General features: G+C 64.2%; 22 protein-coding genes. 9 read left to right on the top strand and 13 right to left on the bottom strand.

Features of this window, described 5'->3' with window-relative positions:
* The first annotated feature begins 151 nt into the window (after positions 1 to 151).
* Complete coding sequence (locus tag CIT39_RS02885; protein WP_148667357.1) at positions 152 to 1,249, top strand: helix-turn-helix transcriptional regulator; 1,098 nt, start codon at positions 152 to 154, stop codon at positions 1,247 to 1,249.
* A 467-nt stretch (positions 1,250 to 1,716) separates the two neighbouring features.
* On the opposite strand, the gene CIT39_RS02880 is transcribed toward CIT39_RS02885, so the two are convergent.
* The 7 genes from CIT39_RS02880 to CIT39_RS02850 form a co-directional block, all read right to left on the bottom strand.
* Entirely contained in the window at positions 1,717 to 2,412 is a 696-nt protein-coding gene (locus CIT39_RS02880) for a branched-chain amino acid ABC transporter ATP-binding protein (RefSeq protein ID WP_094973560.1), read from the bottom strand.
* Positions 2,405 to 3,136: an ABC transporter ATP-binding protein gene (locus CIT39_RS02875; RefSeq protein ID WP_094973561.1), complete on the bottom strand. Its 732-nt coding sequence runs from the start codon at positions 3,134 to 3,136 to the stop codon at positions 2,405 to 2,407. Before CIT39_RS02875 ends, CIT39_RS02880 begins: the two co-directional genes overlap by 8 nt.
* The gene (locus CIT39_RS02870) at positions 3,126 to 4,238 is read right to left on the bottom strand and encodes a branched-chain amino acid ABC transporter permease (RefSeq protein ID WP_094973562.1); all 1,113 of its coding nucleotides are present in this window, start codon (positions 4,236 to 4,238) and stop codon (positions 3,126 to 3,128) included. The genes CIT39_RS02875 and CIT39_RS02870 overlap by 11 nt, the downstream gene beginning before the upstream one ends.
* Before the next feature lie 6 nt (positions 4,239 to 4,244).
* Positions 4,245 to 5,462, bottom strand: coding sequence for a substrate-binding protein (locus CIT39_RS02865; protein WP_094973563.1), 1,218 nt, complete (start codon positions 5,460 to 5,462; stop codon positions 4,245 to 4,247).
* Positions 5,463 to 5,466: 4 nt separating this feature from the next.
* Positions 5,467 to 6,324 carry a branched-chain amino acid ABC transporter permease gene (locus tag CIT39_RS02860; protein WP_094973564.1) on the bottom strand — a complete coding sequence of 286 codons (858 nt, stop codon included), beginning with the start codon at positions 6,322 to 6,324 and terminating at the stop codon, positions 5,467 to 5,469.
* 36 nt (positions 6,325 to 6,360) lie between these two features.
* Positions 6,361 to 7,875, bottom strand: a complete 1,515-nt coding sequence (locus tag CIT39_RS02855) for an amidase (protein ID WP_094973639.1) — start codon at positions 7,873 to 7,875, stop codon at positions 6,361 to 6,363.
* Between the two features lie 144 nt (positions 7,876 to 8,019).
* Positions 8,020 to 9,204, bottom strand: a complete 1,185-nt coding sequence (locus CIT39_RS02850) for a substrate-binding domain-containing protein (RefSeq protein WP_162308855.1) — start codon at positions 9,202 to 9,204, stop codon at positions 8,020 to 8,022.
* 179 nt (positions 9,205 to 9,383) lie between these two features.
* Between CIT39_RS02850 and CIT39_RS02845 the strand changes: the two genes are divergently transcribed.
* On the top strand, positions 9,384 to 9,818 hold the full coding sequence (locus tag CIT39_RS02845) for a MarR family winged helix-turn-helix transcriptional regulator (protein ID WP_007599198.1): 435 nt from the start codon (positions 9,384 to 9,386) through the stop codon (positions 9,816 to 9,818).
* A 56-nt stretch (positions 9,819 to 9,874) separates the two neighbouring features.
* Here the strand turns inward: CIT39_RS02845 and CIT39_RS33140 are convergent, their stop codons facing one another.
* Together CIT39_RS33140 and secA are read right to left on the bottom strand one after the other, a co-directional pair.
* Complete coding sequence (locus CIT39_RS33140) at positions 9,875 to 10,279, bottom strand: DUF6006 family protein (protein ID WP_414645233.1); 405 nt, start codon at positions 10,277 to 10,279, stop codon at positions 9,875 to 9,877.
* Positions 10,280 to 10,574: 295 nt separating this feature from the next.
* Entirely contained in the window at positions 10,575 to 13,415 is a 2,841-nt protein-coding gene (gene secA, locus CIT39_RS02840; RefSeq protein WP_094973566.1) for a preprotein translocase subunit SecA, read from the bottom strand.
* Between the two features lie 353 nt (positions 13,416 to 13,768).
* Here secA and CIT39_RS02835 point away from each other — a divergent pair, with 353 nt between their 5' ends.
* A complete protein-coding gene (locus CIT39_RS02835; protein WP_094973567.1) occupies positions 13,769 to 14,695 on the top strand; it encodes a peptidylprolyl isomerase in 927 nt (308 codons plus the stop codon).
* A gap of 124 nt (positions 14,696 to 14,819) precedes the next feature.
* A complete protein-coding gene (argJ, locus tag CIT39_RS02830; RefSeq protein ID WP_094973568.1) occupies positions 14,820 to 16,061 on the top strand; it encodes a bifunctional glutamate N-acetyltransferase/amino-acid acetyltransferase ArgJ in 1,242 nt (413 codons plus the stop codon).
* Between the two features lie 29 nt (positions 16,062 to 16,090).
* Here the strand turns inward: argJ and CIT39_RS02825 are convergent, their stop codons facing one another.
* Positions 16,091 to 17,422 (bottom strand): TadE/TadG family type IV pilus assembly protein, encoded by a 1,332-nt coding sequence (locus CIT39_RS02825; protein ID WP_094973569.1) that lies wholly within the window; start codon positions 17,420 to 17,422, stop codon positions 16,091 to 16,093.
* 135 nt (positions 17,423 to 17,557) lie between these two features.
* On the opposite strand from CIT39_RS02825, the gene CIT39_RS02820 reads away from it, so the two are divergent.
* A complete protein-coding gene (locus CIT39_RS02820; RefSeq protein WP_094973570.1) occupies positions 17,558 to 17,968 on the top strand; it encodes a (deoxy)nucleoside triphosphate pyrophosphohydrolase in 411 nt (136 codons plus the stop codon).
* Positions 17,969 to 18,083: 115 nt separating this feature from the next.
* On the opposite strand, the gene CIT39_RS02815 is transcribed toward CIT39_RS02820, so the two are convergent.
* Positions 18,084 to 18,932 carry a methyltransferase domain-containing protein gene (locus CIT39_RS02815; protein ID WP_094973571.1) on the bottom strand — a complete coding sequence of 283 codons (849 nt, stop codon included), beginning with the start codon at positions 18,930 to 18,932 and terminating at the stop codon, positions 18,084 to 18,086.
* Positions 18,933 to 18,996: 64 nt separating this feature from the next.
* Here CIT39_RS02815 and CIT39_RS02810 point away from each other — a divergent pair, with 64 nt between their 5' ends.
* The 4 genes from CIT39_RS02810 to CIT39_RS02795 are packed head-to-tail and all read left to right on the top strand — an operon-like array spanning position 18,997 to position 21,471.
* On the top strand, positions 18,997 to 19,806 hold the full coding sequence (locus CIT39_RS02810) for a ComF family protein (protein ID WP_094973572.1): 810 nt from the start codon (positions 18,997 to 18,999) through the stop codon (positions 19,804 to 19,806).
* 35 nt (positions 19,807 to 19,841) lie between these two features.
* Positions 19,842 to 20,117: a glutaredoxin 3 gene (gene grxC / locus CIT39_RS02805; RefSeq protein ID WP_094973573.1), complete on the top strand. Its 276-nt coding sequence runs from the start codon at positions 19,842 to 19,844 to the stop codon at positions 20,115 to 20,117.
* Positions 20,114 to 20,992: a carbon-nitrogen hydrolase family protein gene (locus CIT39_RS02800; RefSeq protein WP_094973574.1), complete on the top strand. Its 879-nt coding sequence runs from the start codon at positions 20,114 to 20,116 to the stop codon at positions 20,990 to 20,992. Before grxC ends, CIT39_RS02800 begins: the two co-directional genes overlap by 4 nt.
* Positions 20,989 to 21,471 (top strand): DUF1178 family protein, encoded by a 483-nt coding sequence (locus CIT39_RS02795; RefSeq protein ID WP_094973575.1) that lies wholly within the window; start codon positions 20,989 to 20,991, stop codon positions 21,469 to 21,471. Before CIT39_RS02800 ends, CIT39_RS02795 begins: the two co-directional genes overlap by 4 nt.
* Here the strand turns inward: CIT39_RS02795 and CIT39_RS02790 are convergent.
* Both CIT39_RS02790 and ubiG read right to left on the bottom strand, forming a co-directional pair.
* Positions 21,468 to 22,367, bottom strand: a complete 900-nt coding sequence (locus tag CIT39_RS02790) for an EamA family transporter (RefSeq protein ID WP_094973576.1) — start codon at positions 22,365 to 22,367, stop codon at positions 21,468 to 21,470. The genes CIT39_RS02795 and CIT39_RS02790 overlap by 4 nt on opposite strands.
* Positions 22,368 to 22,471: 104 nt before the next feature.
* Positions 22,472 to 23,251, bottom strand: coding sequence for a bifunctional 2-polyprenyl-6-hydroxyphenol methylase/3-demethylubiquinol 3-O-methyltransferase UbiG (gene ubiG, locus CIT39_RS02785; RefSeq protein ID WP_162308854.1), 780 nt, complete (start codon positions 23,249 to 23,251; stop codon positions 22,472 to 22,474).
* Positions 23,252 to 23,253: the final 2 nt, after the last annotated feature.

Here is a 23,253-nt window from a genome sequence, read left to right as displayed (position 1 = left end):
TACGAACGCATCCGCCTCCGACGACGCCGCCCTGGTGAGGATTGAGAAAACAATTGGTTCCCTACAAGGAACCGGCACGCCTCTCGATGTGCCGGATTGCATCGCGCGGTCACCCAACTATAGTTACGCTGTTGGCTCTTTCGCGCTGCACATGAGTGGATTTGGGCATCTCGATCATCTGATTGACCGCATCTACGAGGCCGGGCTCATACCGTCATTGTGGCCCGATGTCCTCAACGAAATCGCCAACGCTATCGGCGGCAATGGCGGACTGCTTTTCGCGGTACGCGACGGCTATGTCAGCGGGGTCAATTCCGTCAATCACGACCATACCATGCCCCGTTTCTTGCAAGAGGGATGGAGTGAGCGCGACCCGCTGCTGCCGCGCGCCGCCGCTCTCAACTACGCCGGCTTCCTCAATGACGGCGACCTTCTATCGGAGGAGGAGATCGCGACCAATGACGTGTACTGCAATTTCTATCGCAGGCACGGAATCGGCTACAGGGCCGGGACCATCATTTCAATACCGAGCGGGGATTCGATTGCGATCGTCATGCCGCGACACCAGGACAACGGACCGGTCCCGCGCGACGTCGTCGCGTTCCTTGATGGCTTGAGGCCTCATCTGGCTCGGGCGTCCTTGACTGCAAACCGCCTTGGCTTCGAGCGTGCGCGCGCGCAAGCCGATGCATTGCAGGCCATTGGGCTGCCTGGAGCGATATTGCGCGAACGAGGCAAGTTGCTCGCGGCGAACGGCCTGTTCGAAGCGCTGATGCCGTCGCTGTTCCAAGATCGCGCAGAGCGGTTGACCCTGGCCGATGGCACTGCAGACGGATTGTTCTTGGCGGCGCTGGGGACCTCGTTCGGTGGCAACAGCCCGGCCGTCAAGTCTCTCGCCATCGCAGCGGCGATGGATCGCGTACCGATGGTCCTGCATGTCGTGCCGGTGCGCGGATCCGCACGCGATATCTTCACGCAAGCCACCTTCATGCTCATCGTAACGCCCGTCGATCGCGGCGCGGTACCGAGTGCGGAAGTCCTGCAAGGTCTGTTTGACCTGACGCCGGCAGAGGCCCAGGTTGCACGTGGCGTTGCACAGGCGGGATCGATCGATGCACTCGCAGCAAAAATGGGCGTGACGCGGGAGACGGTGCGCACGCAGCTCAAAGCTGTGTTTTCGAAGACCGGCCTTTCCCGTCAGCAGGAGCTCGTCAGCTTGCTCGCTGGCAAGGCATTGCGCGGCGGTTAGACTGTTCCGTCCGCAGACACATCCCTCATTGCCTTTGCGCCCGGCGCCCCAATCGGGCTTTGCCTTGGTCTGTGCAAACCCCTTTCACCCAAATGGGTGAAGACAGGGGTCAGACCTCCGGGTTCAAGTTTGTCGGGTTGGATGCATGGCGAGAAGCGGCAACAATGGTCAGGCCGGAGTTTCCGACATTCGAAGTGACTTTGGTGCCGCGCAGGCGAAAAAGATGGGCTTGGAGCATCTGCAACAGCCAGGGAGCAGTTGTGGCGCAGGGGCGAGAATCAACTCGATCTGCCGCAAAGTACCAAGCCGAACGAGCGCTTTTCATGCTGCTTCTGACCGCGCCCTATCGGTCGCGACTTCCCGTATAGCAAGCAGGCTCCCGGCGCGGTGCTGCGCATCGCCCCACTCGCACCTCAGGATGACGGAACACCCAGGGGCCCAAGACAGATGGTGTCGGCAGCCTTTGCTTACGGCGCCAGATACCGCACCAGCTCCGGATTGTCCCTCACCTCGCCCGCCTGCCCCTGCAGCGCGACGCGACCGCGGTCGAGCACATAGGCGTAATCGGCGACGCGGAGCGCGAGGTCGAGGTGCTGCTCGACGATGATGACGGAGATGCTCTTGGCGAGCTCGATCAGGCGCTCGGTGATCTCCTCGATGACGCCGATCCAGACGCCCTCGGTCGGCTCGTCCAGCAGCAGCAGTTTGGGATCGCCGAGCAGGGCGCGGCCAATCGCGAGCATCTTGCGTTCGCCGCCGGAGAGCGTGCCGGCGGGCTGGTCGAGGCGCTGGCCGAGCTTGGGGAAGATCGTCAGCACGTGGTCGACGGCGTCGGCCTTGCTGCTCGCGAGCGAGCCGACCGCGAGATTGTCGCGCACCGACAGGCGCGCGAACACCGAATGCTCCTGCGGCACATAACCGATGCCGGCGCGGACGCGCTCCTGGGTGGCGCGGCGGCTGATGTCGCGGCCGTCGAAGGCGACCTCGCCCTTCCACGCCGGCAGCTCGCCGACGATGGTCTTCATCAGCGTGGTCTTGCCGGCACCGTTGCGCCCGAGCACGGCGACACCGCCGCGCCAGGGGATGCCGAGGGTGACGTCGAACAGGACCTGGCTGCGGCCATAGCCGGCGTCGAGATGCTTGATGTCCAAAAATTCAGGCACGGCGCAGATAAATCTCCTGGACGGCCTTGTTGGCCTGGATCTCCGACACCGTGCCCGACGCCAGCACCTTGCCCTGGTCGAGCACTGTGAGGCGATCGCAGATGTCGCGGATGAAATCGAGGTCGTGCTCGACGATGACGAGCGAGCAATGCTGCTTGATCGGCTGCAGCAACTCGCCGGTGACGCGGCGCTCCTCGAGGCTCATGCCGCCGGTCGGCTCGTCGAGCAGCAGCAGCTTCGGCTTGCCGGCAAGCGCCATCGCGATCTCCAGCCATTGCTGCTGGCCGTGCGACAGCGCCGCTGCGGGCTCGAAGGCGCGATCAGCGAGGCGGAACTGCGTCAGCATGGTCATGACCTGCTCGTGCAGCGCATCCCGCGTGCGCGAGAACAGGAGGTCGATCAGCGAGGACTGCGCCTGCAATGCGAGCAGGATGTTGTCGTACAGCGTCAGCGACGGCAGCACGGATGTGATCTGGAATTTCAGGCTCATGCCGGCGCGCGCCCGCTCGGTCGGCGTGAACGCGGTGATGTCGGTGTTGACGAACGACACCTTACCTTGCGTCGGCACCTCGGCTCCCGCGATGCACTTCATCAGCGTGCTCTTGCCGGAGCCGTTCGGACCGATCAGGCCGTGGAACTCGTTCTCTCCGACGCTGAGCGCGGCGCCGTCGAGCGCGGTGAGCTTGCCGAAGATCTTCGTGATGCCGGCGGCTTCAAGGAGCATTGCGCTTCTCCTTGACGTTTTCCTTGACGTTTTCCTTGGGTTTCGCACCGAAGCTGCCGACCCGCTCGCGCTCGCCGAGCACGAAGCTGATCAGGCCGAGCGGCCGGAACAGGATGACGAGCAGCAGCAGCACGCCGAGAATGATCGGCCAGACGTCACGGTAATTGTCCGAGAGCCAGAAGCTGACGCCCTCGACGATGACGGCCCCGATGACGGCGCCGATCAGCGTGCCGGAGCCGCCGAACAGCACATAGAGCACGACTTGCGTCGAGACCACGACGCCGACCATGTTGGGCCAGACGAAGCCTTCGTGGAAGGCATAGAGGCTGCCCGCCATCCCCGCAACGGCGCCGCCGATCGCGAAGATGATCGCTTTCAGGTGCTGCGCCTTGTAGCCGAAGAAGGCGATGCGCTGTTCGTTCTCGCGGAGCCCTGCGAGCGCGAGGCCGAATTGCGATCGCACCAGGAAGCGGCAGAGCAGGTAGACCACGACGAGAATGCCGAGCACGAGATAGTAGAACGCCGGCCCTTCGGTGAACTCGTAGCCGCCGAGCGTCATCGGCGCGATCGAGGGGATGCCGTTCTGGCCGCCGAGATAATACCAGCCGCGCGCGAGGCGATCGGCGGCGTAGGAGCCGGTCAGCGTGCCCAGCGACACGAAGATCACGCTGGAGGGATGCCGACCCAGCAGCAGGAAGCCGCCGAGCAGCAGCGCGAAGGTGAGGCCGATGATGGTGCCCGCGGGCAGCACCAGGAAGATGTTGGTGATGTCGAGGTCGCGCGCAAGCAGCGCGACGCCATAACCGGCCGAGCCGAAGAACAGGGCCTGGCCGAAGCTCATGATGCCGGCATAGCCCCAGACCAGATCGAACGACAGCGCAAACAGCGCCAGGATGATCACGCGGGTGGCGAACACCGTGAGATAGTCCTGCAGCAGCAGCGGCGCGAGCAGCGCCGCGACCAGCACGACGCCCTCGACGATCGGCAGGATTTTCCGCGTCGGTTTTTGCTTCGCCGCCCTGCTGCTATCCATGGCGACGTCCGTCTCCCCGCCGATTGCGGCGGGGATCGCCTGTTTCACTGCGCCCATCGACTTCGGCATTCCGCTTTAGCATTCCTTGGGATCGACGAGCCCGTTGCTGCGGCCGACGATCTCGTAATTCCCGGCCTTGGCAACCGCAGTGTACATCTTCATCTTGCAGTGCCGCTTGCCGGGGACCATCTCGGCAGGTCCGCCCGGACCTTCGGCGATCTTGGCATGGTCGAGCGCAGCGGCCACCGAATCGCGGTCGACCTTGCCGGCCTCCTTCACCGCGGCTTCCCACAGCTTGAGGCCGCGATAGGTGCCAGTCGCGGCGCTGCCGGCGGCGAATAGGAAGTTGCCGGGGAAATCCTTCTCGTAGGCCGCCTGGATCTTGGCGTCGAACGGGTTCTCCTTGGTCAACACCTTAAAATAGTCGAGACAGCTGGCGAGGCCCTCGATCTCGGCGGCCTGATTGATGTTGAGCGTGTTCTCGTCATAGTAGACGCAGGCGAGACGGCCGCCGTTCTTGAGGAAGCCTGCTTCATAGAGCTGCTTGAAGAACGGGCCGACGCCCGGCGGAATGACCGTGTTGAAGACGACGTCGACCTTGTTGGAGATGATGCGGTTGACGGTCGAGGAGAAATCGACCTGGTCGAGCGGGTAGTATTCCTCGAATACGACCTCGCCGCCGTTGGCTTCGATGACCTTGCGGGCATAGACGTTGAGCGTGTGCGGCCAGACGTAATTGGCGCTCGGCAGCGCGAACTTCTTGCCGCCGTTCTTGATCAGCCAGGGAATGAATTCGTCGCACTGCTGCGCCGGCGTCGGCCCGGTGCAGAACAGATAGGGCGTGCACTCCTTGCCCTCGTAGAGCTGCGGATAGATGTAGAGCGTCTTGCCCCGCGCCACGATCGGGTCCTTGATCGCGTTGCGCATCGAGGAGGTGATGCCGCCGAGCACCATGTCGACCTTGTCGCGCTGGATCAGTTTTCGCACGTTGCCGACGGCGACCGATTCGTTCGAGGCGGTGTCCTCGATGTAGAGCTCCAGTGGTCGGCCGAGCAGGCCGCCGGCGGCGTTGATCTCCTTGATCACCATTTTCGCGACGTTGGCGTCGGCGTTGCCGGCATAGGCGATCGGGCCGGTGAGGTCGGTGGCGATACCGACCTTGATCGGAGCTTCGGCCGCATTGGCCCAGGGCGCCGGGATCACCCAGCTGCCGACCCCGGTCGCGACCGCGCCGGAGGCAAAGGCAAAATTGGAGAGAAAGCGGCGGCGGGAGAGCTGAGTACGATCGAACATGTGGTTAAACCCCTTTTCCAGCGATGAGGCCCTGCGGGCGGAATTTGATGAAGGCAATGGCGAGAACGAAGACGAGGACGTCGGCGACGACGGGGGCCATGATCCACGGCAGCGCGGCGCTCAGCGTGCCGATGACGCCGGCGCCCGCGACCGGCCCGATGAAGGAGCCGACGCCGCCGACCATCACCGCGACGAACCCCTGGATCAGGAAGCGCAGGCCGAGATCGGCATAGAGGCTGAACACCGGCACGATCAGCGCACCGGCAAGGCCGGCGAGCGCAGAGCCGAATGCGAAGGTGGCGCCGTACATCAGGGGCGTGGAAATGCCCGAGGCCCGCGCCAGCGATGGATTTTCGAGCGTGGCGCGCATGCGCAGGCCAAAGTTGGTGCGCGACAGCAGGAGATAGCAACCGGCCATCACCAGCAGCGTGATGACGATGATGGTGAAGCGCCAGGCCGAGATGTGCATGGCGCCGATGTCGATCGAGCCGCCGATCGGCTCGGGCACGGTGAGATAGAAGCCGCCGATCAGGCCGCGGACGGATTCGCGGATGATCAGGCCGAGCGCATAGGTGCCGAGCATGGCGACGATCGGCGCGGCATAGAATCGCCGGATGATCAGCGCCTCCAGCACGAAACCGAGCGCGCCGACCACGAAGGGCGCCGCGACCATTCCGGCCCAGATCGGCAGGCCCTTGGCGTAGGCGAGATAGGTGATGTAGGCCCCGAGCAGGACGAACTCGCCCTGCGCGAAGTTGAAGATGCCCATCATGCTGGCAATGATCCCGAGCCCCAGCACGATCAGGACGATGATCGCGCCGAAGCTCAGGATCTCGAACGCCGCGACGAACGCGTTAGCCATACCTTGCTGCCCCGTCCCCCTGCATCAATGCCGCGCTCACATCTTCTTCCAGTCGCCGATCTGCTCGAATGCATGCGCGGCGCGATAGATGGTGGATTCCTCGAACATCCGGCCGACCAGCATCAGGCCGACCGGCAGGCCGTCGACCATGCCGCAAGGCAGCGACATCGCCGGATGATGGGTGATGTCGAACGGCGCGGTGTTGGAGATCATCTCCAGCGCGCGGGCGACATAGTCCTCGCGACTGGCTGTCGGCTCCGGCAGCTTGGTCGCCTTCATCGGCGTCGTCGGCAGCAGCAGCAGGTCGTAGTCCTTGAAGGCCTTGTCGTAGGCCGCGGTCAGGCGTCGCGAGATGTTGAGCGCCTTGCCGTAATAGCGCGGACCAAAATTGTTGTTGATGTAGGTGCCGAGCAGCAGGAACAGTTTTGTCGTTTCCGACAGCGAATCCGCCTGGCGCCGCCAGCCGCGATGGAAATCCATCAGCGTGGTGGAATAGAGGTCGGACCGGCTCAGGCCGTAGCCGTCACCATACATCATGGTCTGGGTCATGCCCTCGGTGCCGATCGGGGTCCAGATCGCGGGGCCGGCGAGGTGCATCGGGATCGAAACGGTCTCGACCGTCGCCCCGAGATCCTTGAAGCGCTTGGCGGCCTCGCGGACGCTCTCGTTGACGGCGGCCTCGGCGGTCGCCTGCTCGAAGCCCTCCTTCAAGATGCCGATCTTCATGCCCTTGACGCCCTGGCCGAGCGCCTTGGTGTATTCCTCGACCTTCGGCGCCTTGATGCGGGGATCGTAGCCGTCGTCGCCGGCGAGCACTTCGAGCATCAGCGCGTTGTCGGCGACGGTGGCCGTCATTGGGCCGGTGTGGTCGACGAAGATCTCGATCGGCATGATGCCGGTATACGGCACGAGGCCCCAGGTCGGCTTCATGCCGTAGGTACCGCAGAACGACGACGGCATGCGGATCGAGCCACCCTGGTCGCCGCCCATCGCCATGTCGGCTTCGCCCAGCGCGACGACGACGCCGCTGCCCGAGGACGAGCCGCCGGCCGAATAGCCCATCTTGTAGGGATTATGCACCGCACCGACCGCGCCGGTGTGGCTGCCGCCGGACATGCAGAAGGATTCGCAATGGGTCTTGCCGAGGATTTCCCCACCGGCGTCCAGGATGCGCGTGACGACCGTGGCGTCGAAATCGGGGATGTAGCCCTCGAGCGTCGCCGAGCCGTTCATCATGGGAACGCCGGCGAGCATGATATTGTCTTTCAGCGCAACCGTCTTGCCCTTGAGCTTGCCCGAACTGGCGCCCTTCACCGTCGACTTGCGATACCAGGCGTTGCGCGGATTCTCCTCCGCCGACGGCCGGTAGCCCGGCGTGCGCGGGTATTTCACCTCCGGCACCTCGTCCGGCATCGCCCCCACGAGATTGTAGGCCTCGATCGAACCCTGCATCAGGCCGCGGAACGAGGTAACGTCGTCGTCGGTCAGCGAAAGGCCGCACTGCTTGGCGACATCGAGAAGCTGGGCTGGTGTGGGAAGGACAACTGTCACGGGCGCTCTCCTGAAGTTTCTTGAACGGCGCGCGGCCACGATTTGCGCGACATGCGCATCGGCCGGCCGAAACATTCAAGGCGGAAATATTTTCCTTTTCAAGTATTATTTTGCGAAGGGCGAGAGCGGATTGCCGCGCCGGCGTCAGACCGGCTTGATCAGCTTGAAGTCGAGGCCGTCGGCCTCAGCGAGATACATCTGCATCCGGGCGTGGCCGTTGCGCACCGTAACCGGGCCGCGCGCCCCGCCGTAAACGATGTTGCGACCCGCGGCGAGCATCGGCGCCATCGACAGCGAACCGGCCTTGTTCGCGACGGCTTCGAGGAAGCGCAAGCCTTCATAGCTGGACTGGCCAAGCGAGCCGATCGGCGGCGCGTTCGCGCCGAACATCGCGCGATAGCGGCTTTGGAAATCATCATTGGCGCGCGAGCCGACGCCGGGGAAGTAGCCGGAGGCACAGAACATGTTCTCGCTGTTGTCGGCGCCGATCCCGAGCAGCACGGTCTCGTCCATCGCACCGGCGAGCCGCAGCGCGGTTGCACCGAGGCCGCTTTCGCCAAAGGCGCGGTTGAAGGTGATGCTGTCGGTGCCGATCAGCGAGATCAGGACCACATCCGGTCTCGCGGCGCGGATACGCTCCAGATGAGCTTCGTGGTTATCCTCACCGAGAGGAACGAACTCCTCACCGACGACGCATCCGCCGGTTTCCTTGATGTAGCGCTTCACCGCGCGATGCGACTGCCAGGGCCAGACATAGTCGCTGCCGATCAGGTACCAGCGCTGCGCCTTCTTGACGTCGGCGAGCCAGTGGATCGACGGCCTGCTCTGCCAGCGCGGCGTCTCGCCGATCGCCATCACACCGGGCGTACGCTCGCCGCCTTCATAGACAGGCGTGTAGATGTAGGGGATCCGGTTCGCCGTGGTGATCTTGCGCAGCGCGACGCGGACCGCGCTGGTGTGCATGCCGACGATGAGATCGATCTCATCGTCGACGACAGCCTGCTGGGCGCGGTTCAGAACGGCGTCGAGCGGGCCGCCCGCGTCGTAGATCGACAGCTCGATCTCACGTCCCAGAATGCCGCCACGCTTGTTGATCTCGGCGACCGCGAGCTGCGCGGTGTTGGTCGCGCATGGCCCCCAGATGCCGGGCGGACCGCTGCAGCAGATGAAGCAGCCGACGCGCAGCTTGTTGACGCCGCGCCGTCGAAGGAAAGCGTGATCGCTCGGCGACACCGCACCGTTGGCCGCCGGTGACGACAGATTCCTGAGCAGCATGGACGGCGGCAACGCCGGACCGCCGTGAGCCGGGAAGTTTACCGTCGCGCGCACGCCAACTCCTGTCTGGCAACAGACCTGAAAGCACATTGTTCGGGCGGCCGCGGCCTCCGCCCTTTTGTTAGGCAAACATCCTATTTTGAAAATATTGAATGTTCAACAATTGAAGTGCATATAGATGCAGCATTGATTGCAAGACATTCACTCATTCGGGTCAAGACGAAGTCTTAGCCGTGGCAAAACCAAACACTCCAATCACCGAACACCTCGCTTATCTGCTCGCGCAAGCCAACCGGGAGATCAACCGGCAGCTGGAACTGCGTTTGAGCAAGGAAGGCGTTCCCGTCGAACAATGGCGCATCCTTAAGGTGCTGTCGGACGGTAATGGCCACTCGATGGGCGAGCTTGCGGATGCCGTGCTGCTCAACCATCCGACGCTGACCAAGATGATCGACCGCATGGTCTCCGACACGCTGGTCTATCGCGTGCAGGACCCGAACGACCGCCGCAAGGTGCTGATGTTCATCTCCGACCGCGGCAAGGTGCTGAGCAAGAAGCTCAACTCGCTCGCGGTCGATCAGGAAGAGCACATCCTGGAAAGCTATGGCGACAAGTCGACGAGCGAGCTCAAGCGGCTGCTGGAGAGCTTGATCGACAGCTCGAACTAGGCCTCGTGATTGGAGCGTGGGGGCCTTGCGAAGCCGCCACGCTCATCCGCCATTCATCATCGCCAGCACGAGAGGCGATAGCGTTGGCCGTTCCATGTCGTCCAGCCCGCGGCCTTGTTGCTGACCGGTTTGGCTAAATACCATTTATTGCCGTCGGCATGGTTGAAGTATACGCCGCCCTGCGTTCCGCTGCGTGGATTTGTCAACTTCACCCATCGCGAGCCATTATCCGAGAAGCTGCCTGCCCAGCGTGCTCCCGAGCTGGTGGTGCAAGTGTCGCCGTCGCAGCTTGTCTGACTGTCATCAACGGCGGCCCATTTCATCCGGGCCGGCCGGCCGTCTATGTTGCACGACCATGTTCCGCCCCACCATCCGCCCACTTGGCTCGCAGGGGCGGAATCGCAAGCGTAGAAACTCAGGACAAGAACACACAAGGTGGTTGGCAGCGCGCGTCTGGACATTGTCTGGCTCCCAATTTTCGGCCCCCCTGCAATTCAATCAAAACACGGATTGAGCGCAGGTGAGGTGAACCAGATCACAATGAGCAGTAGCAAAAGATTGAACGATCTACCCGCAGGCGTTCTCCGAGACACGATGCTGCGCTTTGACCATCGGCTTTCCGGGCTTCAGCTGCGTGCGCCTGCCATTCGAGATGCCCCTGAAGATCAGCAGGCACAGATCGGAAGCATTTCAATCCATCGCGAACTCGCAATGCCAATACAGCACCGCGAGTTCGCCGGGTATCGAGATCATCGATCAGGCATACCGCCCGTGGCAGTGCTTGTACTTCTTGCCTGAGCCGCAGGGGCAATCCTCGTTGCGGCCGACCTTGCCCCAACTGGCGGGGTTGTTGGGATCGCGCAGCGCGGCATCGGAGGTCTGGGCTCCGAGCGTGACGCTGGCGAGCGCCATTTCGTCCTCGCCGGTATTGGGGTCGAACTTGTGCGCCTCCATCGGCGGCAGCACGGGCGCTTCCTGCTCCGGCGGGACGATCTCGACCCGCATCAGCTGCGCCGTGACCGCCTCGCGCAGATGCGCACTCATCTCCTGGAAGAGATTGAAGGCTTCGGTCTTGTACTCCTGCAGGGGATCGCGCTGGCCGTAACCGCGCAGGCCGATGACCTGGCGCAGATGGTCGAGCATGATCAGATGCTCGCGCCAGAGATGGTCGAGCGTCTGAAGCAGGATGGTCTTCTCGACGTAACGCATCACGTCGGGGCCCCATTGCGCCACCTTGGCCGCCATGTGCTCGTCGGCGCGGTTCTCGATGCGGGTGAGCAGCTCCTCGTCGGCGATGCCCTCTTCCTTGGCCCATTCGTCGACCGGGAGGTCGAGATCGAGCACGCGCTTCAGCTCTTCCTTCAGGCCGGCGACGTCCCACTGCTCGGCATAGGCATGCTCCGGCACGTGCTTGGCGACGAGATCGTCGATGAAGGCGTGGCGCATGTCGTTGACGGTCTCGGCGACGCTCTCGTCCTTCATCAGGTCGATGCGCTGGTCGAAGATCACCTTGCGCTGGTCGTTCTGGACGTTGTCGAACTTCAGGAGGTTCTTGCGGATGTCGAAGTTGCGCGCCTCGACCTTCTGCTGCGCCTTCTCCAGCGCCTTGTTGATCCAGGGATGGATGATGGCCTCGCCCTCTTGCAGGCCGAGACGCTGCAGCATGCTGTCGAGGCGATCCGAGCCGAAGATGCGCATCAGATCGTCTTCCAGCGACAGGAAGAATTTCGAACGGCCGGGATCGCCCTGACGGCCGGAACGGCCGCGCAGCTGGTTGTCGATACGGCGGGATTCGTGGCGCTCGGAGCCCATGATGTAGAGGCCGCCGGGCTTGGTCACGGTCTTGGCGGGCTTGTTGCCCTTCGCCGGCTCGATCTCGACGGTCTCCTCGGCCTTCAGCACGATGTCGCGGAAGCGCTCGACGTCGGCCTTGATCTGCTCGATCTTCCTGGCCTTCTCGGCCTCGTCCTCGATGCCCGCGGTCTCCTTCGGGACGCGCATCTCGAGCGAGCCGCCGAGCTTGATGTCGGTACCGCGTCCGGCCATGTTGGTCGCGATCGTGATCGCGCCGGGCACGCCGGCCTCCGCGACGATATAGGCTTCCTGCTCGTGGAAGCGCGCATTCAGCACCGCGAACAGTTTCGCCGGCTTGCCGGCGCGGGCGGCAGCGTAGAGCTTGTCGAGCGCGTTCTCCTTGCCGAAATCGATCTGCTTGTAGCCGTTCTGCTTCAGAAACTCGGCCAGCACTTCCGACTTCTCGATCGACGCCGTGCCGACGAGCACCGGCTGTAGCCGCGAATTGGCCCGCTCGATCTCGGCGAGGATGGCCGTGTATTTCTCCTTGTGGGTGCGGTAAACCTCGTCGTCCTCGTCGAGACGGCCGATCGGCACGTTGGTCGGGATCTCCACGACCTCGAGCTTGTAGATGTCGAAGAGCTCGTCGGCTTCCGTCAGCGCCGTGCCCGTCATGCCGGCGAGCTTCTCGTACATCCGGAAATAGTTCTGGAAGGTGATCGAGGCGAGCGTCTGGTTTTCCGGCTGGACCTGCACGTGCTCCTTTGCTTCCAGCGCCTGGTGCAGGCCTTCGGAATAGCGGCGGCCGGCCATCATGCGTCCGGTGAACTCGTCGATGATGATGACCTCGTCGTCGCGCACGATGTAGTCCTTGTCGCGCGTGAACAGCGTGTGCGCGCGAAGCGCCTGGTTGATGTGGTGCACGACGGAGACGTTCTCGACGTCGTAGAGCGACTCGCCCTTGAGCTGGCCGGCATCGCGAAGCAGGGTCTCGATCTTCTCCATGCCGGCTTCGGTCAGCGTCACCGTGCGTTGCTTCTCGTCGACGTCGTAGTCGGTCTTGTCGAGCTTGGGCAGGAAGCCGTCGATGGTGTTGTAGAAATCGGAGCGGTCGTCGAGCGGGCCGGAGATGATCAGCGGCGTGCGCGCCTCGTCGATCAGGATGGAGTCGACCTCGTCGACGATGGCGTAGAAGTGCGGGCGCTGGACCATGTCCTCGAGCCGGTACTTCATGTTGTCGCGCAGATAGTCGAAGCCGTATTCGTTGTTGGTGCCGTAGGTGATGTCGCAGGCATAGGCGGCCTTGCGCTCGGCATCGTCGAGACCGTGGACGATCACGCCGGTGGTCATGCCGAGGAAGCCGTAGATCTGGCCCATCCAGCCGGAGTCGCGGCGGGCGAGGTAGTCGTTGACGGTGACGACGTGGACGCCCTTGCCGGCGAGCGCGTTGAGGTAGACCGCAAGGGTCGCCACCAGCGTCTTGCCTTCGCCGGTCTTCATCTCGGCGATGTCGCCCTCGTGCAGCACCATGCCGCCGATCAGCTGGACGTCGAAATGGCGCTGGCCGAGCGTGCGCTTGGCGGCCTCGCGCACGGTGGCGAAGGCGGGGACCAGCAGGTCATCCAGCGTCTTGCCCTCGGCGAGCTGTTTCTTGAAGTCGGCGGTGCGGGCCTTGAGCGCCTCGTCGGAGAGCTTCGAGACCTCTGCCTCCAGCGCGTTGATCGCGGTGACGCGGGACTGATATCCCTTCACCCGCCGGTCGTTGGCGGAGCCGAAAAACTTGCGGGCGAGCGCGCCGATCATGCCTGGTTCCTGTGTTCGCGATACAACCGCGTTGGGCCTAAGAAGTTGTCACCCGCCTGCCCATCAACTCACCGTGACGCCTCGCGGAGTCAGAGCCCGGACTGCGGGTTCATCCGCCATATGGGTGGGAATTGGACAAGTCTGGGTTCAACGGCCAAAAACGCAGCAAAATAAACGCCATCGCCATGGTCGCGACCGGGCAGAGATATGGCCCGGTCAGGGCCTTGTCAACGGCGGGCACATTGCGGCTAATTCATCATTTTGACAGACTTTTCGCGTTGCCAAGCCCCCCTGAATTGGGCGAGTGTCCGCCCCGCTTCGAGCAGCCCCCTGCTTCAACATAAGGATTTTCCATGACCACCTCGTTCCCGGCAACCACCGGCCAGCGTTTCCGCCATGCGTCCGCCCTGGCTGGCTGCCTCGCTTTGGCGCTGTCCCTGGCGATCGCGGGCCCGCTCCGGGCCGCCGACGATCCGGTGCTGGCGAAGGTCAACGGCGCGGAAATCAAGAAGAGCGACGTTGCCATGGCCGAGGAGGAACTCGGAGCGAGCCTCGCCCAGATGGACCCGGCAACCAAGGACGAGAACGTCCTGTCCTTCCTGATCGACATGAAGATCGTCGGCAAAGCCGCCGAGGACAAGAAGATCGCCGACAGCGAGGAGTTCAAGAAGCGCCTGGCATTCGCCCGCACCCGCCTGCTGATGGACAGCCTGCTGGCTCAGGAAGGCAAGGCCGCCACCACCCCCGACGCCATGAAGAAGGTGTATGAGGAGGCCTCCAAGCAGATCACCGGCGAGCAGGAAGTGCGCGCCCGCCACATCCTGGTCGAGACCGAGGACGAGGCCAAGGCGGTGAAGGCCGAGCTCGACAAGGGCGCCGATTTCGCCGAGCTGGCCAAGAAGAAGTCCAAGGATCCGGGCTCGGCCGACGGCGGCGATCTCGGCTTCTTCACCAAGGAGCAGATGGTGCCGGAATTCTCGGCTGTCGCCTTCGCGCTGGAGCCGGGCAAGATCTCCGACCCCGTCAAGTCGCAGTTCGGCTGGCACGTCATCAAGGTCGAGGAAAAGCGCAACCGCAAGGCGCCTGATTTCGAGCAGGTCAAGGCCCAGATCGAGCAGTACGTCACCCGCAAGGCCCAGGCCGACTACGTCGCCAAGCTGCGGACGGAAGCCAAGGTCGAGCGGCTGGACAAGCCGGCGGCGGACGCCAAGCCAGACGCCAAGCCGGCGGACGCAGCCAAGCCGTCCGACAGCAAGATGGCGCCGCCTGCAAAGAAGTAAGCCCGCGAAGACGTAAGAATTCGCTGTCACTTCACGGACGCCAAGAGTATCTAACGTCGCAATGGCCGGGCCACTTGATGGTCCGGCCATCTGCATATCCAGACCCCACCAAGGCGCCCCCGCGATGTCCTCCTCCGTCTCTCCCCTCGCCCCGAAAAACGTTCCCGATATGCCCGTGATCGCGGGCATTCGTCTTGCGACGGCCGAGGCCGGCATCCGCTACAAGAACCGCACCGACGTGCTGCTGGCGGTGATGGACAAGGGCACCGCGGTTGCCGGCGTCTTCACCAAATCGAAGTGCCCCTCCGCACCGGTGGAATGGTGCCGCGCCAAGCTGAAGGGCGGCAAGGCGCGCGCGCTCGTCGTCAATTCCGGCAACGCCAATGCCTTCACCGGCAAGACCGGCCGCGCCTCCACCGCGCTGACTGCGAAGATCGCGGCTAAGGCGGTCGGATGCAGCGAGGGCGAGATCTTCCTGGCCTCGACCGGCGTGATCGGCGAGCCGCTGGACGCGACCAAGTTCGACGGCGTGCTGGGCCGGTTGGCCGAAACCGCCGAGCCCGGCGATTATCTCAATGCTGCCAAGGCGATCATGACCACCGATACCTTCCCGAAGGTCGCGACCGCGACCGTCAAGCTCGGCAAGGCCAGGGTCACCATCAACGGCATGGCCAAGGGTGCCGGCATGATCGCCCCCGACATGGCGACGATGCTGTCCTTCGTCTTCACCGACGCACCGATCGCGCCCGCGGCCTTGCAGGCGCTGCTCAAGGCCGGCGTCGAAGACACCTTCAACGCGGTGACGATCGATGGCGACACGTCCACGTCGGACACGCTGCTGGCCTTCGCCACCGGCGCTGCCGCCGAGCACGGCGCCCCGAAGATCAGCCGCGCCAGTGATCCGCGCCTGAAAGCGTTCGTCAAAGCCTTCAATCAGGTGCTCGCCAATCTTTCCGAGCAAGTGGCCCGCGACGGCGAAGGCGCGCGCAAGCTGGTCGAGATCACGGTCGAGGGCGCCAAGACCAAGGCCTCGGCGCGCAAGATCGCGATGTCGATCGCCAACTCGCCGCTGGTCAAGACCGCGATCGCCGGCGAAGACGCCAATTGGGGCCGCGTCGTGATGGCAGTCGGCAAGGCCGGCGAGCCGGCCGATCGCGACAGGCTCTCGATCTCCTTCAACGGCATCCGCGTCGCCAGGAGCGGCGCGCGCGATCCTGATTATGACGAGGCGCAGGTGTCGGAAGCGATGAAGGCGCCGGAGATCGCGATCAAGGTCTCGCTCGGCCTCGGCAAGGGCCGCGACCGCGTGCTGACCTGCGACCTCACCAAGGAGTATGTCGCGATCAACGGCGATTACAGGTCGTAGCTCCCCGCTTACGGGGAGAGGTGAGCAACTCACCCCGAGATGCGCGCGTCCGCAACCGCCTTCTTGAACAGCGCGTTCATGGCATCCGCGATGCCCTGGGTCGGGCTGACCTCGAAATAGAACCCGGGTGAGGCGCAGCTCTGCATGTTCTGCGCGACTTGGCTGTTCGGCGATGGGCCGAACGGGCCCTGGTTGAATGGGTCGATCCAGTACATGTACCACTTGTTGGTCGGCAGTTTCAGATACGTGGTGTACAGCACTGCAATCTTGACCCCACGATCTTTCATCGCCTTGCAAAGCGAGGCATTGAGCGGCGACTGACATCGCGAGCTTCCCGAGAGCGGCTTCAGGCAGCCCGCGTTGCTTTCGTCGGCAACGCCATCGGAAACGAAGAATAGATATTTCAGGGGCGAGTTGGACGTGCCGCTTCCGGGATTCGGGATCTCGTTGCTGATCGCCGGAAAGAGCGTACTGAACTGCGTATCCTGGTCCTTGGTATAGCTGTCGTTGTTGCCGTAGACTCCCATCAGGTCAATGTTGCCGGCCGCCGTCTTGGCGCTCGACAGACTCGACGAGAGCGAGAACAACGCGCGCAAGCCGATCGTCTTGGACGAGGCGCCGAAATCGTAGATCGCCATGCGAAACTGATTGGAATAGGTCTGCGTGGCAGCGGCCGTGTCCATCAGCGACTGCGTCGCGCTGCGGAGCACGTCGATCCGGGTCGTCACGCCGAGCGTCTTGGCGAGATTGTAGTAGTTTTTGGAGTCGTTGTAGTCGTGGCAGGCGAAGGCACATTTATCGGACGTGTTGTTGACCATCTTGGTCACGTCGTCCGGCGTCGCCGCGACGCCCATCGACGGCGAATTGTCCAGCAGCAGGTAGAAGTCGATATAGAGCGGCATGCTGGCCGTCGCTTTCGACGTACCTGTCAGCGCCAGTGCGGTCTTGCCGATCAGGCCGAGAAACATGGTGTTGATGGTGGCGTTGAACGCGACGGTCGAGGTGACCGTCGAGCCGGTCTTGACCACGGTCGGCGTGACGCTGTTGAGGGTATAGCCGGTCAGATTGGCGCGATTGGCGTTGAAGATGTTGTTGGCGTCGGTGACGCCGACGGAAATCGAGCCATCCGACGTCATGGTGCCGGCGGCCTTGAAGGCCGGCGACGCCTTGGCGATCGAGCCGACGCTGGCGGCGTCGGCCGCGGCCTGAAGCTTGGCCCGGGTCTGCGTCGCGCGCGAATAGTCGACCGCGCAGCCGACCGCGGTGATCAGTGGGACGCAGCCAAGCGCGAAGATCACCGCGATATTGCCGCGCCGGTCGTGAACGAACCGGCGGATGATGGTGGAAAGCGCAGCGCGCATGGTTCGGGCCCGGAGTGGTTAAGCGTTTCCACTCTAGGAACCCCGGATTAAATATGACTTATGGAACTTGGAAACCCCGGCCGCAACTGGGTTAACTAACCGTTGCGGGTGATCTTCAGCGAGCGACATTCACGTATGGCCGATCTGAAACTGACATTGGTTGTGGCCTGCGCGCTGATCGACGCCGACAAGCGCGTCCTGATCGCGCAGCGCCCCGAGGGCAAGACGCTGGCCGGCCTCTGGGAGTTTCCCGGCGGTAAGTGTGAACCGGGCGAACGGCCGGAGCAGAGCCTGATCCGCGAGTTGCACGAGGAGCTCGGCATCACCGTCGCCGAGCCGTGCCTGGCGCCGCTGACCTTTGCGAGCTACGGCTACGAGACCTTCCACCTGCTGATGCCGCTCTATGTCTGCCGGCGCTGGGAGGGACAAATGGCGCCGCGCGAAGGCCAGACCCTGGCCTGGGTCCGCGCCAACAAGCTGCGCGACTACCCGATGCCGCCCGCGGACATTCCGCTGATCCCGCATTTGATTGATCTGTTGATGTGAGCACGGGCCTCATCCTGAGGAGACCGCGAAGCGGTCGTCTCGAAGGATGGCCACACGGCAAGAGCCGGGCCTGCATGGTTCGAGACGGCGCTTACGCGCCTCCTCACCATGAGGATCACACCTTCCCCGCCTTCTTCACCGCGTCTGCCAGGCTCGCCTTCGCCGATCCCGGCTTCAGCGGCTGTTGCTGGCTCGCATGCGGGGACCAGCCGGAGAGCCAGATGATGTCGAAGGTCGCACGGATCCTGCCGTCGGCATCGGCAAAGCGCTCGGCATAAATCTCCGCCATCCGCAACAGCGTCGCGCGCCGGCTCGGCGTGCGCCGCCGCTCGATCAGCACATTGGCCGCGCCCATGCGGCGGAGATCCTGCATCAGCGCGAACGCGCTGGAATAACGCACCACGACACGGTCGACGTCGGTCACCGGCAGGGCAAATCCCGCCCGCTGCAACAGCGCGCCGATGTCGCGCAAATCGGCGAACGGCGCCACGCGCGGCGAGACGCCGCCCTCGCATTCGGCCTCCGCCGTGGCAAAGGCCTGTCGCAGCTCGGTCAGGCTGTCCCCGCCGAGCATCGCGGCGAGCAGTAAGCCATCGGGCTTCAGCGCGCGCCGAACTTGCGCGAGCACGCCAGGCAAATCGTTGACAAATTGCAGTGCCAGCGCGGAGACGACGAGATCGAGGCTTTCCGGCGCGAAGGGCAGTTTCTCAGCACCGGCCGCATCGAGAGCGATGTGCGCGATAGACGGAAGCCGCGTACGCAGGTCCGCAAGACCTTCGCCGGGCGTCCAGAGATCGGCCGCCGCGTGGAAATCCCGCATCACCGCGGCCAGCCGGTCAGACATGTCCTCGGCGACTCGATCGAGCAGGAAGCCCACGGCACCTTGCGCCTGCGCTCGCCGTTGCCGCGCATGCAGCAAGGCACGATCGAATAAAGCGGGCGGGGTTTGGGGTGTCTGGGCCATGCCGCTGGTTATGCCGATCTCGACGGTTCTGGCAATCCGGCCTGTGCGGCGCTAGCCTTCCCCTATGGAAGCCGAGACCGCCCCCACCCGTTCCATCGCCGCCCCGCTGCGTGCCGCATGGACGGCCGGCCGCCACATCCTGTCGCGCGCGGCACGGCTGGCGCTCGACATCGCGCTGCCGACGCTGTGCGTGTCGTGCCGCGAGCCGGTCGACGGCGAGGGCGTCTGCGCGGCCTGCTGGGCCCGGCTGTCGTTCATCGAGCGGCCCTATTGCCCGCGGCTCGGCATTCCCTTCGTCTATGATCCCGGCCCCGACATGCTGTCGATGGAGGCAATCGCGAGCCCGCCGGCCTACCAGCGCGCCCGCGCGGCCGTCCGTTACGACGACGTCGCGCGTACGCTGGTGCATGCGCTGAAGTACCAGGACCGCACCGATCTGGCGCCCGCGATGGGCCGCTGGATGGCGCGGGCGGGCGGCGAACTGCTTGATGGCGCCGACATGCTGGTGCCGGTGCCCCTGCATTGGCGGCGGGCCTGGCGCCGCCGCTACAACCAGTCCGGAGCGCTGGCGCAGGTCATCGAACGGCAGAGCGGGGTCAAGGCGAGGACTGAGGTGCTGCGCCGGGTGCGCGCCACCGAGCAGCAGATCGGCCTGTCGCGGGCCCAGCGCGCCACCAATGTGCAAGGCGCGTTCCAGGTATCCCCCGACCGTCAGGCGGAAATCCAGGGCCGCCGCATTGTCCTGATCGACGACGTCCTGACCTCGGGGGCGACGCTGGATGCCTGTGCGCGGGCCCTGCTCCGGGCCAAAGCCGCCCAGGTCGACGTGCTGGTCTTCGCCCGGGTTGTCGAGAGCGGCCCTCGTCCCATATAATTCAATGACTTCATGACATGAGAGCGCCGGACGCCATGACTGCTGCTGTCGAGATCTACACCAGGCCGGGCTGCGGTTATTGTTCCGCAGCGAGGTCCCTGCTGACCCGCAAGAAGGCGACTTTTACCGAATTCGACGTCGCCAAGAACCCCTCCTGGCGGGACGAGATGTACGACCGCGCCGGCGAGGGCTCGACCTTTCCGCAGATCTGGATCGGCGGAACCCATATCGGCGGCTGCGACGATCTCTACGCGCTCGATCGCGAGGGCAAGCTCGACGGCATGCTCGAAGGTGTGAAGGCCACGTCATGAGCGAGAACCGCACGTTCACCGCCGCCATGGTGCAGATGCGCACCGGCCTGATGCCCGAGCCGAGCTTGGCCCAAGCGACGAAGCTGATCCGGCAGGCGGCCGCCAACGGCGCCGATTACGTGCAGACGCCCGAAGTCAGCAACATGATGCAGCTGAACCGCAAGGCGCTGTTCGAGCATCTGCAGAGCGAAGAGGACGACACTTCGCTGAAGGCCTACCGGGCGCTCGCGGCGGAACTAAAAATCCATCTCCATGTCGGCTCGCTGGCGCTGCGCTTTTCGCCGGAGAAGGCGGTCAACCGCTCCTTCCTGATCGGGCCCGAGGGCAATGTGCTCGCGAGCTACGACAAGATCCACATGTTCGACATCGAGCTGCCGGACGGCGAGAGCTATCGCGAATCCGCCAATTACCAGCCGGGCGAGACCGCGGTGATCTCCGATCTGCCCTGGGGCCGCGTCGGATTGACGATCTGCTACGATGTGCGCTTCCCGGCGCTTTACCGCGCGCTGGCCGAGAGCGGCGCATACTTCATCACCGTGCCCTCTGCCTTCACCCGCAAGACCGGTGAAGCGCACTGGCACGTGCTGCTGCGTGCGCGCGCGATCGAGACCGGCTGCTTCATCTTCGCCGCGGCTCAGGCCGGCACCCACGAGAACAAGCGCGAGACTTACGGCCATTCGCTGATCATCGATCCCTGGGGCGAGATCCTCGCCGAGGGCGATGTCGAGCCCGGCATCATCATGGCCAGGATCGACCCGGCCAAGGTCGAGACCGCGCGCCGCGCGATCCCCTCGCTCCAGCACGGCCGTCGTTTCGGCGTCGCCGATCCCAAGGCGGGGCCGGATCATTTGCACCTGGTGCGAGGATCGGCATGATCCGCTACGCGCTCCACTGCGACAAGAGCCACGAATTCGAAAGCTGGTTCCAGAGTTCGTCGGCGTATGATTCGCAGGTCAAGCGCAAGCTCGTGACCTGCCCGATCTGCGGCTCGGCCAAGGTCGAGAAGGCGATCATGGCCCCGCGCATCGTCGGCAAGAAGGGCCGCGGCCGTGCAACGCCGCCGCCTGAGCCCGCGGCTGCTCCCGCGCCCGAGGCTGCACCGTCAGGACCGACCTCGCTGTTGATGGCGCAGGAGAAAGAGCTGCGCAGCAAGCTGAAGGAGTTGCGCGATCACATCGTGAAGAACGCCGACAATGTCGGCGAGCGCTTTGCCAACGAAGCCCGCGCGATGCATTACGGCGACAAGGAGCACCGTCCGATCTACGGCGAGGCCTCGCCCGAGGAGGCGAAATCGCTGATCGACGAGGGCATCGAGGTATCGCCGCTGCCGACATTGCCGGAAGACAGGAACTAGGCTCCCACCAGCACCGCCACGCCGATGATGATCAACGCGATGCCTGCAAGCTCGCGTGGCGCGATCGGCTGCTTGAACGAGTAATACGCCACGGCTTGCGCGAACAGCACCTCGATCAGAGCGAGCGTGCGGACATTGGCGGCGGCCGTCAGCGCGAACGCCAGGAACCAGAACTGCGAGGCGAAGGCGCCCATGAAGCCCGCCAGCATCGACGGCTTCCACAAGCCCAAAATCGCCTGCAGCACCTTTGGCGCGCGCCAGAGCAGATAGATGGTCAGGATCAGCGTCTGCACGAACAGGCCAAGCACCAGCGTGAGCGAGGCCGCGGTCACGAAAGAGACGCCGGGAACATTGATAATGGCGCCGCGAAAGCCGACAGCGGACAACGCGAAGGCCGCCGCGGCAACGAGCCCGGTAATGGTCGGCTTCAGCTCCGCAAAACTCTTCTCGCCGCCGGACCTGAGCGCGGTGATGACGACGCCGATTGTCGCGACGACGATCGCCAGCACCTTTAGCCAGGTCAGCTGGTCGCCGAGGAAGACGAAGCCGAAGATCGCGGTCTGGATCGCCTCGGTCTTCAGATACGCCGTCGTCACCACGAAGGAACGGTCGTTCATCGCGAGCAGCATCAGGCCGGTGGCGACGATCTGGCTGAGCGCACCCAGCAGCAGCCACGGCCAGAACACGGAGGGCGGCGGGCCGAGATGATCGCCGGTCGCGATCAGCACCACGCCCAGAAACAATAGCGAGAACGGAAAGCCGAACAGGAAGCGGATATTGGTCGCTCCCCAGGTCCCCAACGGCTTCGTCAGCGACCGCTGCATCGCATTGCGCGCGACCTGGCCCAGCGCGGCGACGACGGTGAAGGGAATCCAGAGGCTGGCGACGGTGAACATGAGGGGGCTATGCAGGGAAGGGACCGCAGCCAACCTGCCGCTAGCGCTCAAGCCCGTCAATCACGCCCACGTCATAGGAGCGATGCTTGAGCCTGCTTGCGCCCTCACACCATCCCTTCCGCCACCACCATGTAGTTCACGTCCATGTCCGACGAGAGCGACCATTTGTCGGCGAAGGGCGAGTAGACCACGCCGGTCTGCTCGGTGATAACGAGGCGGTTGTCGAGCAGGTATTTGGCCAGCTCGTCGGGGGTGACGAACTTGTTCCATTCGTGGGTGCCGCGCGGCAGCCAGCGCAGGACGTATTCGGCGCCGACGATGGCGAGCGCAAAGCTCTTCCAGTTGCGGTTCAGCGTTGAGACCACCATGAGGCCGTTCGGCTTCAGCATCGCGGCGCAGCGCTTCAGGAAGACGCCGACATCGACGACGTGCTCGACCACTTCCATCGCCAGCACGATGTCGAAGCGCTCGCGCGGGTCGATCTCCTCGACCGTGGTGCAGCGGTAGTCGATCGCAAGATGGCCCTTGTCGGCATGCAGCTTCGCCGCGGCGATGTTGCTCTGGGAGGGATCGACGCCGATGACCTGCGCCCCGAGCCGCGACAGCGGCTCGCACAACAGGCCGGCGCCGCAGCCGATGTCGAGCACGCGCAAGCCGCCGAGGCAGTTGAGGCTGCGTAAATTGCGCTCGAACTTGCGGCAGGCGGCATCGCGGATATAGCCGAGCCGCAGCGGGTTGATCCGGTGCAGAGGCGCCATCTTGCCGTTGGGGTCCCACCACTCCGCCGAGAGCTTTGAGAACTTCGCGATCTCGGCGGCGTCGACGGTCGAGCCGGGCTGAGGGCTTGCGGTTGTGGTTGCGGAAGTATCTTGCTGCATGCTCATGG

Source organism: Bradyrhizobium symbiodeficiens (genome assembly GCF_002266465.3).
GTDB classification, from domain to species: Bacteria; Pseudomonadota; Alphaproteobacteria; order Rhizobiales; family Xanthobacteraceae; genus Bradyrhizobium; species Bradyrhizobium symbiodeficiens.
This window is presented reverse-complemented; position numbering and strand designations above follow the sequence as displayed.

Bases quoted from the DNA above. Each gene is read 5' to 3' on its own strand.
- grxC (WP_094973573.1), top strand. From the start codon at position 19,842: ATGACTGCTGCTGTCGAGATCTACACCAGGCCGGGCTGCGGTTATTGT.
- CIT39_RS02860 (WP_094973564.1), bottom strand. From the start codon at position 6,324: ATGGCTAACGCGTTCGTCGCGGCGTTCGAGATCCTGAGCTTCGGCGCG.
- CIT39_RS02795 (WP_094973575.1), top strand. From the start codon at position 20,989: ATGATCCGCTACGCGCTCCACTGCGACAAGAGCCACGAATTCGAAAGC.
- CIT39_RS02865 (WP_094973563.1), bottom strand. From the start codon at position 5,462: ATGTTCGATCGTACTCAGCTCTCCCGCCGCCGCTTTCTCTCCAATTTT.
- CIT39_RS02835 (WP_094973567.1), top strand. From the start codon at position 13,769: ATGACCACCTCGTTCCCGGCAACCACCGGCCAGCGTTTCCGCCATGCG.
- CIT39_RS02820 (WP_094973570.1), top strand. From the start codon at position 17,558: ATGGCCGATCTGAAACTGACATTGGTTGTGGCCTGCGCGCTGATCGAC.
- secA (WP_094973566.1), bottom strand. From the start codon at position 13,415: ATGATCGGCGCGCTCGCCCGCAAGTTTTTCGGCTCCGCCAACGACCGG.
- CIT39_RS02825 (WP_094973569.1), bottom strand. From the start codon at position 17,422: ATGCGCGCTGCGCTTTCCACCATCATCCGCCGGTTCGTTCACGACCGG.
- CIT39_RS02875 (WP_094973561.1), bottom strand. From the start codon at position 3,136: ATGCTCCTTGAAGCCGCCGGCATCACGAAGATCTTCGGCAAGCTCACC.
- CIT39_RS02885 (WP_148667357.1), top strand. From the start codon at position 152: ATGAGTGGATTTGGGCATCTCGATCATCTGATTGACCGCATCTACGAG.
- CIT39_RS02800 (WP_094973574.1), top strand. From the start codon at position 20,114: ATGAGCGAGAACCGCACGTTCACCGCCGCCATGGTGCAGATGCGCACC.
- CIT39_RS33140 (WP_414645233.1), bottom strand. From the start codon at position 10,279: ATGTCCAGACGCGCGCTGCCAACCACCTTGTGTGTTCTTGTCCTGAGT.
- CIT39_RS02870 (WP_094973562.1), bottom strand. From the start codon at position 4,238: ATGCCGAAGTCGATGGGCGCAGTGAAACAGGCGATCCCCGCCGCAATC.
- argJ (WP_094973568.1), top strand. From the start codon at position 14,820: ATGTCCTCCTCCGTCTCTCCCCTCGCCCCGAAAAACGTTCCCGATATG.
- ubiG (WP_162308854.1), bottom strand. From the start codon at position 23,251: ATGAGCATGCAGCAAGATACTTCCGCAACCACAACCGCAAGCCCTCAG.
- CIT39_RS02815 (WP_094973571.1), bottom strand. From the start codon at position 18,932: ATGGCCCAGACACCCCAAACCCCGCCCGCTTTATTCGATCGTGCCTTG.
- CIT39_RS02790 (WP_094973576.1), bottom strand. From the start codon at position 22,367: ATGTTCACCGTCGCCAGCCTCTGGATTCCCTTCACCGTCGTCGCCGCG.
- CIT39_RS02810 (WP_094973572.1), top strand. From the start codon at position 18,997: ATGGAAGCCGAGACCGCCCCCACCCGTTCCATCGCCGCCCCGCTGCGT.